We start from the raw sequence: 12,615 nt of genomic DNA on the forward strand, positions 1-12,615 counted from the left end.
TAGGTCACAGCCGTCAGGGAAAGGTAAACAAGTGGTCGGATTGTGTGAGGATCCTATCTGTCAAGGCATGTGAAAGGGGGGTGGGGCGCATGGATCGTTACCATGCGCCCCACCCCCCTCAGGGGTACGGCGTTACGCCGGGACGCTCGCCACGCCCGGGGTCAGGAACGGCTTCCCGGTCACCCGCTCGGAGACGCCCTCGCGGTCCAGGTATGGCGTGATGCCGCCCAGGTGGAAGGGCCAGCCGGCACCGGTGATCAGGCACAGGTCGATGTCCTGGGCCTCGGCGACGACACCCTCGTCGAGCATGAGCCCGATCTCCTGCGCTACCGCGTCGAGCACCCGCGCCCGCACCTGCTCCTCGGTGAGGACGCTGTCGCCCTGCTTCAGCAGCGCGGCGACCTCCGGGTCCAGCTCCGGCTTCCCGCTGTCGTACACGTAGAAGCCGCGCTTGCCCGCCTCGACGACCGCCTTGAGGTTGGGGGAGACCGTGAAGCGGTCCGGGAACGCCTTGTTGAGCGTCTCGGCGACGTGCAGGCCGATCGCCGGGCCGACCAGCTCCAGGAGCACCAGCGGGGACATCGGCAGGCCCAGCGGCTCGACGGCCTTCTCGGCGACGTCGACCGGGGTGCCCTCGTCGATGACGTTCTGGATCTCGCCCATGAAGCGGGTCAGGATGCGGTTCACGACGAACGCCGGGGCGTCCTTCACCAGCACCGCCGTCTTCTTCAGCTTCTTGGCGACGCCGAACGCCGTGGCCAGCGAGGCGTCGTCGGTCTGCTCGCCGCGGACGATCTCCAGGAGCGGCAGGATCGCAACGGGGTTGAAGAAGTGGAAGCCCACGACCCGCTCGGGGTTCTTCAGCTTCGACGCCATCTCGCTCACCGACAGCGAGGAGGTGTTGGTGGCGAGGATCGCGTGCGCCGGGGCGACCGCCTCGACCTCCGCGAACACCTGCTGCTTGACGCCGATCTCCTCGAAGACCGCCTCGATGATGAAGTCGGCGTCCGCGAAGCCCTCGGCCTTGTCCAGCACACCGGTGACCAGGGCCTTGAGGCGGTTGGCCTTGTCCTGGTTGATCCGGCCCTTGCCGAGCAGCTTGTCGATCTCCGCGTGGACGTAGCCCACGCCCTTGTCGACGCGCTCCTGGTCGATGTCGGTCAGCACGACGGGCACTTCCAGGCGGCGCAGGAACAGCAGCGCGAGCTGCGAGGCCATCAGGCCCGCGCCCACGACGCCCACCTTGGTGACCGGACGCGCCAGGTTCTTGTCCGGAGCGCCGGCCGGGCGCTTGGCGCGCTTCTGCACCAGGTTGAACGCGTAGATGCCGGCGCGCAGTTCACCGCCCATGATCAGGTCGGCGAGGGCCTTGTCCTCGGCGTCGTAGCCCTGCTGGAGGTCGCCGTTCTTGGCGGCGGCGATGATGTCGAGGGCGCGGTAGGCGGCCGGGGCCGCGCCGTGCACCTTGCTGTCCGCGATGAACCGGCCGCGCTCGACGGCCTGGTCCCAGGCCTCGGTGCGGTCGATCACCGGGCGCTCGACCTCGATCTCACCCTTGAGGACGTTCGCCGTCCAGATCAGCGACTGCTCCAGGAAGTCGGCGCCCTCGAAGAGCGCGTCGGCGATCCCCAGGTCGAAGACCTGCTGCCCCTTGAGCTGCTTGTTCTGGTTGAGCGAGTTCTCGATGACCACCGAGACGGCCTTGTCGGCGCCGATCAGGTTCGGCAGCAGCGTGCAGCCGCCCCAGCCCGGGACCAGACCCAGGAACACCTCGGGCAGGGAGAAGGCCGCGATCGACTTCGACACCGTGCGGTACTGGCAGTGCAGGCCGACCTCGACGCCGCCGCCCATGGCCGCGCCGTTGTAGTACGCGAAGGTCGGGACCGTGAGGGCCGACAGGCGCTTGAAGACCTCGTGACCGCCCTTGCCGATGGCGAGCGCGTCGTCGTGGTTCTTCAGCAGCTCTACGCCCTTGAGGTCCGCGCCTACCGCGAAGATGAACGGCTTGCCGGTGACGCCGACCCCGACGATCTCGCCGGCCGCGGCCTCCTTCTCGACCTGCTCGACGGCGGCGAGGAGGTTCGCCAGCGAGGCCGGGCCGAAAGTGGTCGGCTTGGTGTGGTCGAGGCCGTTGTCGAGGGTGATCAGCGCGAACCGGCCCGCCCCGAACGGCAGGTCCAGGTGGCGTACGTGCGCCTGCGTGACGACCTCGTCCGGGAACAGCTCGGCCGCGCCCTTCAAGAGCTCAGCGGTGGTGCTCACTTGTCGCCTCCGTCGAAGTGCGGGTTCTCCCAGATGACCGTCGCGCCCATGCCGAAGCCGACGCACATCGTGGTCAGGCCGTAGCGGACCTGCGGCTGCTCCTCGAACTGGCGGGCCAGCTGCGTCATCAGACGGACACCGGAGGAGGCCAGCGGGTGACCGTAGGCGATGGCGCCGCCGTACTGGTTGACGCGCGCGTCGTCGTCCGCGATGCCGTAGTGGTCCAGGAAGGCCAGGACCTGGACGGCGAAGGCCTCGTTGATCTCGAAGAGGTTGATGTCCTCGATGGACAGGCCGGCCTTGGCGAGGGCCTTCTCCGTCGCCGGGATCGGGCCGTAGCCCATGACCTCCGGCTCGACGCCCGCGAAGGCGTAGGAGACCAGGCGCATCTTCACCGGGAGGTCGTGCTCGCGGGCGAAGTCCTCGGACGCGATGATCGAGGCGGTGGCGCCGTCGTTCAGACCGGCCGCGTTACCGGCGGTGACCCGCCCGTGCACACGGAACGGGGTCTTCAGGCCGGCCAGGTTCTCCAGGGTGGTCCCCGGGCGCATCGGCTCGTCGGCGGTGACCAGGCCCCAGCCCGTCTCACCGGCCTCAGGGCTGGTGCGGCGCACCGAGATCGGCACCAGGTCGGCCTGGATGTTGCCGTTGGCGTACGCCTTGGCGGCCTTCTCCTGCGAGCGCACCGCGTACTCGTCGGCGCGCAGCTTGGTGATGTGCGGGTAGCGGTCGTGCAGGTTCTCGGCGGTCATGCCCATGAACAGGGCGGACTCGTCGACCAGCTTCTCGCTGACGAACCGCGGGTTAGGGTCCACGGCCTCGCCCATGGGGTGGCGGCCCATGTGCTCGACACCACCGGCGATGACGGCGTCGTAGGCGCCGAAGGCGATGGAGCCCGCGGTGGTGGTGACGGCCGTGAGCGCGCCGGCGCACATGCGGTCGATCGAGTAACCGGGCACGGACTGCGGCAGCCCGGCCAGGATGCCGGCCGTACGGCCGATGGTCAGGCCCTGGTCGCCGATCTGCGTGGTCGCGGCGATGGCGACCTCGTCGATCTTCTTCGGGTCGAGACCGGGGTTGCGGCGCAGCAGCTCCCGGATCGCCTTCACGACGAGGTCGTCGGCACGGGTCTCGTGGTAGATGCCCTTCGGGCCCGCCTTGCCGAACGGGGTGCGGACGCCGTCGACGAAGACGACATCCCTGACGGTACGAGGCACGTTGGCTCTCCTCCAGGGTGCGGGGTGGCACTACTGCTGCGATGCGCTGAGCGCGCGCTCAGAATCCCATGCTACTTGTGGGTAACGTGGCTGCCCAGTCCCCCTGGTCCAAGCGGTGGTCCAAGCGGTGAAGGTCACACCCTCGGCGGAGCCGTCGAGCCTCGTGGAGTGAGGACGGGAGTCGGCACCGGATGCGAGCCCGGACCCTCTCCCGTGATCACCCCGAACAGCGTCCGTGCCGCCTCCGCGCCGAAGCCGTGCACGTTGTGGCTCATCGCGGAGAGCGTCGGATGGGTCAGCCGGCACAGCTGGGAGTCGTCCCAGGCCAGCAGGGACACGTCGTGCGGCACGCTCAGCCCCATCTCGGCCACCACCGACAGGCCCGCCACCGCCATGATGTCGTTGTCGTACACGATCGCGGTCGGGCGGTCGGGCGCGGCGGCGGCCAGCAGGGACCGGGTGGCCCGGGCGCCCGCCTCCCCGGAGTAGTCCGTGGCGACCTGCCACGCCCCGGCCAGCGCCAGGCCGCGCGCCGCCTCGTCGAAGGCGGCCGTGCGGGCCACGGTGTGCCCCAGCGCCGCCGGGCCGCCGACCCGCGCGATCCTCCGGTGCCCGAGCGCCGCCAGATACCGCACAGCCTCCGTCACGGCGGTGGCGTCGTCGGTCCACACGGAGGTGAGGCTCCCGGTCAGCGAGGGATGCCCGACGGCCACCATCGGCATCCCGAGCCGCTCGACGGCGGACACGCGCGGATCGTCGACCCGGAAGTCCACGAGGATCGACCCGCCGATCTGCCGCCCCCGCCACCACGACTCCTGGAGCCCGACCTCCTCCTCCAGATTCCGCACCAGCCGCAGCAGCAGCGAACAGGACTGTTCGATCAGGACGCTCTCCACGCCCGAGATGAAGTCCATGTAGAACGGTTCGAGCCCCAGCAGCCGGGCCGGCCGGCAGATCGCCAGCCCCACCACGTCCACCCGCGAGCCGGCCAGCGTCCGCGCGGTCGGGCTCGGCGCCCAGCCCAGCTCGCGCGCGGCGCGGAAGATCCGGTCCCGGGTCGTCTCCGACAGCCCCGGCTTGTGGTTGAAGGCCAGGGACACCGCTCCCTTGGACACACCGGCGCGCGCGGCGACGTCCTTGATGGTGACGCGAGGACCTGAGAGTCCTGTCATCGAGGGGGCTCCACGCAGTACAGGGCTGATCGCGCCTGCTCGGCATCCGGCGTCCGCCAGCCCCGCACCCCGATGGTGACCCGCTCGCCCGGCAGCAGCGTGACCAGCCCCCGGTCGGCCCGAGCCGCCGGATCCAGCCGGTCGGCCTGCAACAGCAGATCCCGTACGAGGGTGTGGGCCGTCACCTCGATGCCGCCCGGCGTGAGCGAGACGTCGAACTCCGGCCGGGGATACGAGACTTCACGATCGGGAGCCGGGAAGTGCAGGGCGCGCAGCCCTCCCGCGTCCGCGACCAGGAACTCCTTGGGACCGCCGGGCTCCAGCTCCCTCGGGACATCGATGTCCGCGACGGACCGCCGCCCGGCGGTGAATTCCACGTGCGCCGAACCGATCACGCCACCCTCGACAGACATCCGGCACAGCGCCAGCAAGCCTGTCCACTCCTCGGCCGACTGGTTCACGGCGGCCAACACCAGTCCCCGCTCCCGCACTTGAAGCGTGAGCAGCCGGTCCGCGTACAGCCGCCTCAGCTCGTGATACAGCGGCTTCTCCCGCCCGTCCCCGTCGATCGCCGCCCAAGAGGTCACCGGCCAGCAGTCGTTGAGCTGCCATACGACCGTCCCCGCGCACACCGGCCAGTGCGAGCGCCAGTGCTCGATCCCGGCGGCGATGGCGCGGGCCTGGTTGACCTGGGTCAGGTAGTGCCAGCGGTCGAAGTCCCCTTCAGGCACGGCGAAATGGCGAGCGAGCCCCCGCTCCAGCTTGCCGTTGCCGTCGTCGGCCTTCTGGTGGTGCAGCATGCCGGGGGAGTCGGACGCGAGCTCCTCGCCGGGCAGCGCCCGCCGCAGCGTGGCGTACGCGGGCGGCGCCTGCCACCCGAACTCGGCGACGAAACGCGGCACTTCGCGCCGATACTCGGCGTAGTCGGTCCGGTTCCACACCTCCCACGAGTGGTGCGTGCCGTGCGCCGGATCGTTCGGATGCCGGTCCCACGACCCGGACCACGGGCTGCCCGCCGCATACGGCCGCGTGGGATCCAACTCGGCCACCACCCGCGGCAGTACGCCCAGGTAGTACCCCTCGCCCCAGGAGTCCCCGGCCAGCGGCTCCTCCCAGCCCCAGTCCCTGAACCCCCACAGGTTCTCGTTGTTGCCGTTCCACAGCACGAGCGAGGGATGCGGCATCAGCCGTACGACGTTCTCGCGCGCCTCCGCCTCCACCTCGCCGCGCAGCGGCTGCTCCTCCGGATAGGCGGCGCACGCGAAGGGGAAGTCCTGCCAGACCAGCAGCCCGAGTTCGTCGCAGGCGTCGTAGAAGTCCTCGCTCTCGTAGATCCCGCCGCCCCACACGCGCACGAGGTCCACACCGGCGTCGGCCGCCTGCCGCAGCCGCTCCCGGTAGCGGCCCGGGCCGATCCGGGACGGGAACACGTCGTCCGGGATCCAGTTCACACCCCGCGCGAAGAGCCGCTCGCCGCCCACGACGAAGGTGAACCCGGTGCCGTGCGCGTCGGTCCGGCGGTCCAGTTCGACGGTCCGGAAGCCGATGCGCCGCCGCCACACGTCCAGCGCGCGATCACCGTTCAGAAGCGTCAACTCGACGTCGTACAGCGGCTGTTCGCCATATCCCCGCGGCCACCACAACCGCACGTCCGGCACCTGAAGCCGTACGGTCCCGCTCGTCCCGTCGATCTCGGCGCGGGCCCGCACCCCGCCGACCGTCGCCTCCACGGTGAGCGGCGCCTCGTCCCTGCCCCGCTCGACCTCGACGGCCAACTCAACCCGTCCCAGGCCGTCTTCGACTCTCACCAGGGGGCGCACCCGGTCGATCCGGGCCGTCGACCAGCGCTCCAGCCGCACCGGCCGCCAGATCCCGGCCGTCACCAGGGTCGGCCCCCAGTCCCAGCCGAAGGAGCAGGCCATCTTGCGGATGTACTGGTAGGGCTCGGCATAGGCGGCGGGCCGCTCCCCGAGCTTCTCGCGCACGGCCTCGGCCTCGGCGTAGGCGGAGGCGAACCGCACGGTCAGCGGCCCACTCATCCCCGTCACGTCGAAGCGGTACGAGCGGTGCATGTTCCGTACCCGGCCCAGGAGCCGACCGCCCACCAGGATCTCCGCGGCCGTGTCGAGCCCGTCGAAGACGAGGTCCGTCCGCTCGTGGCCGGCCGCCACGTCCGGCAGGTCGGTCTCGTACGTCCACTCCCGCCGCCCCACCCACGCGACCTCGGACTCGTTCCGTCCGAGGAAGGGGTCCGCGATCACTCCCGCCGTCAGCAGATCGGTGTGCACGCAGCCCGGCACCTCGGCCGGGAGCGCGCCCCCCTCATGCCTCAGGACCCATCCCTCGGTGAGCGGTGTGGCCTCCAGCATCCGCACTCCCTAAACCGGTCAACCCCAGTATTCGGCGCCATTCGTCCATCGTTGGCGGGATTGGGACTTTACCGGTTGAGGAAAGCGCTGTCAGAGTGCCGAATCAGCCAACCCGCTCGTGTTCGACCATCCCGCAAGTGCTCGTCCGTCCCGAGAACGGAGCTGATGCACATGAACCGCCGTACAGTCCTCGCCATCGCCGTGGGAGCCGCCCTGCTGATCCCGGGCTGCACCGGCACCGGAGGCACCTCGAAGGGCGCGGATGCCAAGGCAGCCGACGACCCCTCGAAAGTGAGCGGAGACATCACGGTCCTCACCGTGCGGACCGACCTGGTGCAAGACGGCACGATGAAGAAGTACGCCGCCGAGTTCAACAAGACGTACCCGAAGGTCAAGGTCGAGTTCCAGGCACTCACCAACTACGAGGCCGAGATCAAGATCCGGATGAACACGGAGGACTACGGTGATGTCCTCCTGATCCCGGCGGTCATCAAGAAGGACGACTACCCGAAGTTCTTCGCCTCGCTGGGCACCGAGGCCGAACGCGGCAAGAAGTACCGCTTCACCGACTACACCACCGTCGACGGCAAGGTCTACGGCCAGAGCCCGGTCGGTGTGATGCCCGGCTTCGTCTACAACAAGCGGGTCTGGGAGCAGGCCGGCGTCACCGAATGGCCCACCACCCCGGCCGAGTTCCTCGCCGGTCTGAAGGCCATCAAGGCGAAGACGGACGCGATCCCGTACTACACCAACTTCGCGGCCCAGTGGACGCTGACCTCGTGGACGTCCGTCAACGGCTCGGTCCACTGCGACCCGCAGGCGACCACCAAGCTCGCCGAGGGCGACCCGTGGGCGGAAGGCGCCGACCTGCGCGTCGGGGACACCCTGCTGCACGACATCGTCAAGCAGGGCCTCGCCGAGAAGGACCCGACGACCACCAACTGGGAGCTGTCCAAGCCCCGGACGGCGAAGGGCGAGATCGCCACGCAGTGGCTCGGCACCTGGGCGATCGTCCAGTTCCAGGACGCCGCGAAGAAGGCCGGGGTGAACCCCGACGACATCGGCTTCATGCCCTTCCCCGCGCAGGCGGACGGGAAGTTCTGCGGGACCGTCGCCCCCGACTACAACCAGGCCGTCAACGTCCACTCCGAGCACAAGGAGGCGGCCCGCGCCTGGATCGACTGGTTCACCGACAAGTCCGGCTACGACAAGGACAATCTGGCCATCTCCCCGCTCAAGGACGCGCCCATGCCCGAGGTGCTGAAGCCGTACGAGGACGCGGGCGTGAAGCTCATCGAGGTGGACGACGCCGCGGGCGCGAAGGTCAAGCTGATCGACAACGACTCCGAGGTCGGCATCTACAAGCCCGACTACCGCCAGGACCTCGTCGACCTCGCGCGCGGCGCGAAGAAGGGCAGCCTCGACGATTTCCTCGCCGACCTCGGCAAGAAGTGGACCGAGACGCAAGCGAACGTGGGCTCCTGATGGCGGACACCACCACCGAGAAGGCGGACTTCAGGGCCGTGGCACCGGCCCTGAAGTCCGCCGCCCCCCGGCCGGCCCCGCGCCGGGCGCGCACCTGGCGGATCGTCACCCCGTGGCTGTTCCTGCTCGCCCCGCTCGCCCTCCTGATCACGTTCACCTACGCGCCGATCGCCAACATGGTCGCGTACAGCTTCACCGACTGGGACGGCGTGAGCCCTGAGCTGCACTACACGGGCGCCGAGAACTACGCGGAGATCTTCACCAGGGAAGACCTCTTCCAGGTCTTCTTCGTCAGCGGCTACTACCTGGCCGCATCCGTCGTCCAGATCGTCGCCGCGCTGTACTTCGCGACGATCCTGAGCTTCAACGTCCGCTTCCGGAGCTTCTTCAAGGGCGTGCTCTTCTTCCCGTCCCTGATCAACAGCGTCGCGATCGGCTTCGTCTTCCTGTACTTCTTCCAGGACGGCGGCACCCTCGACACGGTGCTGGGCGCGTTCGGCTACCACACGGACCACGCCTGGCTCGGCACGCCGAACTCGGCGAACACCTCCCTCGCCGGCGTCTCGATCTGGCGCTACCTGGGGATGAACTTCGTCCTGTTCCTGGGCGCGATCCAGTCCATCCCGGGGGAGCTGTACGAGGCGGCCGAGCTGGACGGCGCCAACCGCTGGCACCAGTTCCGCTACATCATCGCGCCGGGCATCAAACCGATGCTGACCCTGACCGTGATCCTCTCGATCTCCGGCTCCCTGTCGGCCTTCGAGATCCCGTACATCATGACCGGCGGGGCGACCGGCACCGAGACCTTCGTGATCCAGACCGTGAAGCTGGCCTTCCAGTTCAACAAGACGGGCCTCGCCTCCGCGGCCGCCGTAGTCCTGCTGCTGATCATCCTGCTGGTGACCTGGGTGCAGCGGCGCCTCGTCCCCGACGACAGGGTGGACCTGGTATGACACCGACACCGACACCGACCCGCCGGGCCGTTGCCCGCACCCTCGTGTACCTGTCGCTGATCCTCGCCTCGGTGGTCGTCCTGCTCCCGCTCGGCGTCGTCTTCCTGACGTCGCTGAAGACCGAGGACGAGACGGCGGACGGCGGCGGGGCGCTCACGCTCCCGCGCGACCTGCTCAACTTCGACAACTACGTGACGGCGTTCCAGGACGGCGAGATGCTCTCGGCGTTCGGCAACACGGCCTTCATCCTGGTCGCCTCGGTCGGCGGGACGGTCCTCATCGGCTCGATGACGGCGTACGCGATCGACCGCTTCACCTTCCGCTTCCGGAAACTGGTGGTCGCCCTCTTCCTGGTCGCCGCCCTCGTCCCCGGCGTGACCACCCAGGTGGCCACCTTCCAGATTGTCCACAGCTTCGGCATGTTCGACACCCGCTGGGCCCCGATCGTCCTCTACATGGGCACGGACATCGTCTCGATCTACATCTTCCTCCAGTTCGTACGGTCCATCCCGCTCTCCCTGGACGAGGCGGCCCGCCTCGACGGCGCCAACGCCTTCACCATCTACCGCAAGATCATCTTCCCGCTCCTGAAACCGGCGATCGCGACGGTCGTGATCGTGAAGGGGATCGCCGTCTACAACGACTTCTACATCCCCTTCCTCTACATGCCCTCACAAGATCTTGGCGTGATCTCGACGTCCCTGTTCCGCTTCAAGGGCCCCTACGCCGCCCACTGGGAAACGATCTCGGCAGGAGCGGTCCTGGTGATCCTGCCGACGCTGATCGTCTTCCTGTGCTTGCAGAGGTACGTCTACAACGGCTTCATGAAAGGCGCGACCAGATGAGTTGCTTTTAGTCTTTAAGGGCGCGGGGAACTGCGCGACAAGCCACAACGGACCCGCAGCCGCCGTACGACGGAAAGGTCTACGGCGGCTAGGCACCTTTCTCAGCCAGCGCAGAAACAAGCACCGGCGTCACCTGCTCCACCTGCCACGCCCGCGCCCCATACCCAGCAAGCGCAGCAGCAACGGACTCCCGGTCAGCAGAAACCGGCGGCTCCCAACACACCCTCCGCACCGTGTCCGGCGCGATCAGATTCTCCTGAGGCATGTTCACCTGCTCGGCCAGCGCCGACACCGCGGCCCGCGCCGCGGACAACCGCGCCGCGGCCACCGGATCCTTGTCGGCCCAGGCCCGCGGCGGCGGAGGCCCCGTCACCGGCTGCCCCGGCTGCGGCAGCTGCGCGTCGGTCAGGGCCTTCGCCCGCTCCACCGCCGCCTGCCACTGCTCCAGCTGGCGCCGCCCCATCCGATGCCCGAACCCGTTCAGCGCGGCGAGCGCGTGCGCGTTGACCGGAAGGGAGAGCGCGGCCTCCACGATGGCCGCGTCGGACAGCACCTTGCCCGGCGAGACGTCCCGCCGCTGGGCGATCCGGTCCCGCGTCTGCCACAGTTCCCGCACCACCGCGAGCTGCCGGCGCCGCCGCACCTTGTGCATCCCGGAGGTCCGCCGCCAGGGATCCTTGCGGGGCTCCGGCGGCGGCGCCGAGGCGATCGCGTCGAACTCCTGCTGTGCCCACGCCAGCTTGCCCTGCCGGTCCAGCTCCTTCTCCAGCGCGTCCCGCAGGTCGACGAGGAGCTCCACGTCCAGCGCCGCGTAGCGCAGCCAGGGCTCGGGCAGCGGCCGGGTCGACCAGTCGACGGCCGAATGCCCCTTCTCCAGTACGAAGCCCAGTACGCCCTCGACCATCGCGCCGAGGCCCACCCGGGGGAACCCGGCGAGCCGTCCGGCCAGCTCGGTGTCGAACAGGCGCGTGGGGATCATGCCTATTTCGCGCAGACAGGGCAGGTCCTGGGTGGCGGCGTGCAGGACCCACTCCACGCCGGACAGGGCCTCACCGAGCCCCGAGAGATCGGGGCAGGCCACGGGGTCGATCAGCGCGGTGCCGGCGCCCTCGCGGCGCAGCTGCACCAGGTAGGCGCGCTGGCCGTAGCGGTAGCCGGACGCCCGCTCGGCGTCGACGGCGACGGGGCCGGAGCCCGCGGCGAACGCGGCGATCATCCGGGCCAGCGAGTCCTCGTCGGCGATGACGGGCGGGATTCCCTCGCGGGGCTCCAGCAATGGGATCGGCTCAGGGCTTGAGTCAGGGCTTGTGTCAGGGCCTGATTCAGGGTTCGAATCAGGGCTCGCTTCAGGGTCGGGCGCCCCCGTAACAGAAGATCCGCCGTCGTCCGGAGGGGCGCCTCCGGTGGTTCGCAGTGAGCTGTCTGCTGCGGTGTCTTGGGCGTCGGTCACATGTCAAGGGTATCTGTGTATGGACAGCGCCCGCCGACGGAACGTTCCGTCGGCGGGCGCCTTGGGGTCGTAAACCAGTCAGGTCGGTGAATCTTCCGGTTCACGACGGTCGGGGTACGTGAACGGGGATCAACGGCCGACCCTGTTCACGTACCTGAATGTGACGGGGAAATCGGGGCTCAGTGGATGATGCCTGTGCGCAGGGCCACCGCGACCATGCCGGCGCGGTCACCGGTGCCGAGCTTGCGGGCGATGCGGGCGAGATGGCTCTTGACGGTCAGTGCGGACAGGCCCATCGAGACGCCGATCGCCTTGTTCGACTGGCCCTCCGCGACCAGTCGCAGCACCTCGACCTCGCGGCCGGACAGTTCGCGGTAGCCGCCCGGGTGACTCGGGGCACCCGGGGGGCGGCGGTGCATGCGGGCGGCGGCGGCGCCGATGGGGGCGGCACCAGGCCGGGTGGGGAGCCCGACGTTGGTGCGGGTACCGGTGACGACGTAGCCCTTGACCCCGCCCGCGAGGGCGTTGCGCACGGCTCCGATGTCGTCGGCGGCGGAGAGGGCGAGGCCGTTGGGCCAGCCCGCGGCGCGGGTTTCGGACAGGAGGGTGAGGCCGGAGCCGTCGGGCAGGTGGACGTCGGCGACACAGATGTCGCGGGGGTTGCCGATGCGGGGACGAGCCTCCGCGACGGACGAGGCCTCGATGACGTCGCGTACACCGAGCGCCCACAGATGGCGGGTGACGGTGGAGCGGACGCGCGGGTCGGCCACGACCACCATGGCGGTCGGCTTGTTCGGGCGGTAGGCGACCAGGCTTGCGGGCTGCTCAAGGAGAACGGACACCAGGCCTCCTGGATGGGGAA

Annotated in this window: 9 protein-coding genes; 3 read left to right on the plus strand and 6 right to left on the minus strand. The window is 69.4% G+C overall.

Going from position 1 to position 12,615, the window contains the following annotated elements; genetic code table 11:
• Positions 1-132: 132 nt before the first annotated feature.
• The 4 genes from AB0I77_RS04030 to AB0I77_RS04045 all read right to left on the minus strand — a co-directional run bounded on the left by AB0I77_RS04030 (position 133) and on the right by AB0I77_RS04045 (position 7,020).
• Positions 133-2,262 (minus strand): 3-hydroxyacyl-CoA dehydrogenase NAD-binding domain-containing protein, encoded by a 2,130-nt coding sequence (locus tag AB0I77_RS04030; RefSeq protein WP_363280745.1) that lies wholly within the window; start codon positions 2,260-2,262, stop codon positions 133-135.
• A complete protein-coding gene (locus AB0I77_RS04035) occupies positions 2,259-3,479 on the minus strand; it encodes an acetyl-CoA C-acyltransferase (RefSeq protein ID WP_363280746.1) in 1,221 nt (406 codons plus the stop codon). The genes AB0I77_RS04030 and AB0I77_RS04035 overlap by 4 nt, the downstream gene beginning before the upstream one ends.
• A 134-nt stretch (positions 3,480-3,613) precedes the next feature.
• Positions 3,614-4,651, minus strand: a complete 1,038-nt coding sequence (locus AB0I77_RS04040; RefSeq protein ID WP_363280747.1) for a LacI family DNA-binding transcriptional regulator — start codon at positions 4,649-4,651, stop codon at positions 3,614-3,616.
• Positions 4,648-7,020: a glycoside hydrolase family 2 protein gene (locus tag AB0I77_RS04045; RefSeq protein ID WP_363280748.1), complete on the minus strand. Its 2,373-nt coding sequence runs from the start codon at positions 7,018-7,020 to the stop codon at positions 4,648-4,650. Before AB0I77_RS04045 ends, AB0I77_RS04040 begins: the two co-directional genes overlap by 4 nt.
• A 171-nt stretch (positions 7,021-7,191) precedes the next feature.
• Between AB0I77_RS04045 and AB0I77_RS04050 the strand changes: the two genes are divergently transcribed.
• Genes AB0I77_RS04050 through AB0I77_RS04060 form a run of 3 tightly spaced genes read left to right on the plus strand, consistent with a single transcriptional unit; the run spans position 7,192 to position 10,303 of the window.
• Positions 7,192-8,505 carry an ABC transporter substrate-binding protein gene (locus AB0I77_RS04050; RefSeq protein ID WP_363280749.1) on the plus strand — a complete coding sequence of 438 codons (1,314 nt, stop codon included), beginning with the start codon at positions 7,192-7,194 and terminating at the stop codon, positions 8,503-8,505.
• Complete coding sequence (locus AB0I77_RS04055) at positions 8,505-9,458, plus strand: sugar ABC transporter permease (RefSeq protein ID WP_363280750.1); 954 nt, start codon at positions 8,505-8,507, stop codon at positions 9,456-9,458. Before AB0I77_RS04050 ends, AB0I77_RS04055 begins: the two co-directional genes overlap by 1 nt.
• The gene (locus AB0I77_RS04060) at positions 9,455-10,303 is read left to right on the plus strand and encodes a carbohydrate ABC transporter permease (protein ID WP_363280751.1); all 849 of its coding nucleotides are present in this window, start codon (positions 9,455-9,457) and stop codon (positions 10,301-10,303) included. Before AB0I77_RS04055 ends, AB0I77_RS04060 begins: the two co-directional genes overlap by 4 nt.
• 88 nt (positions 10,304-10,391) lie before the next feature.
• On the opposite strand, the gene AB0I77_RS04065 is transcribed toward AB0I77_RS04060, so the two are convergent.
• Together AB0I77_RS04065 and AB0I77_RS04070 are read right to left on the minus strand one after the other, a co-directional pair.
• Entirely contained in the window at positions 10,392-11,753 is a 1,362-nt protein-coding gene (locus AB0I77_RS04065; protein ID WP_363280752.1) for an HRDC domain-containing protein, read from the minus strand.
• A gap of 179 nt (positions 11,754-11,932) precedes the next feature.
• A complete protein-coding gene (locus tag AB0I77_RS04070) occupies positions 11,933-12,595 on the minus strand; it encodes a response regulator transcription factor (protein ID WP_053751649.1) in 663 nt (220 codons plus the stop codon).
• Between the last annotated feature and the right edge of the window lie 20 nt (positions 12,596-12,615).

The organism is Streptomyces sp. NPDC050619 (assembly GCF_040654815.1).
Lineage (GTDB): Bacteria > Actinomycetota > Actinomycetes > Streptomycetales > Streptomycetaceae > Streptomyces.

What these genes read in the sequence shown, in the direction of transcription:
- AB0I77_RS04040 (WP_363280747.1), bottom strand. Translation starts at nt 4,651, where the DNA reads ATGACAGGACTCTCAGGTCCTCGCGTCACCATCAAGGACGTCGCCGCG.
- AB0I77_RS04050 (WP_363280749.1), top strand. Translation starts at nt 7,192, where the DNA reads ATGAACCGCCGTACAGTCCTCGCCATCGCCGTGGGAGCCGCCCTGCTG.
- AB0I77_RS04060 (WP_363280751.1), top strand. Translation starts at nt 9,455, where the DNA reads ATGACACCGACACCGACACCGACCCGCCGGGCCGTTGCCCGCACCCTC.
- AB0I77_RS04055 (WP_363280750.1), top strand. Translation starts at nt 8,505, where the DNA reads ATGGCGGACACCACCACCGAGAAGGCGGACTTCAGGGCCGTGGCACCG.
- AB0I77_RS04045 (WP_363280748.1), bottom strand. Translation starts at nt 7,020, where the DNA reads ATGCTGGAGGCCACACCGCTCACCGAGGGATGGGTCCTGAGGCATGAG.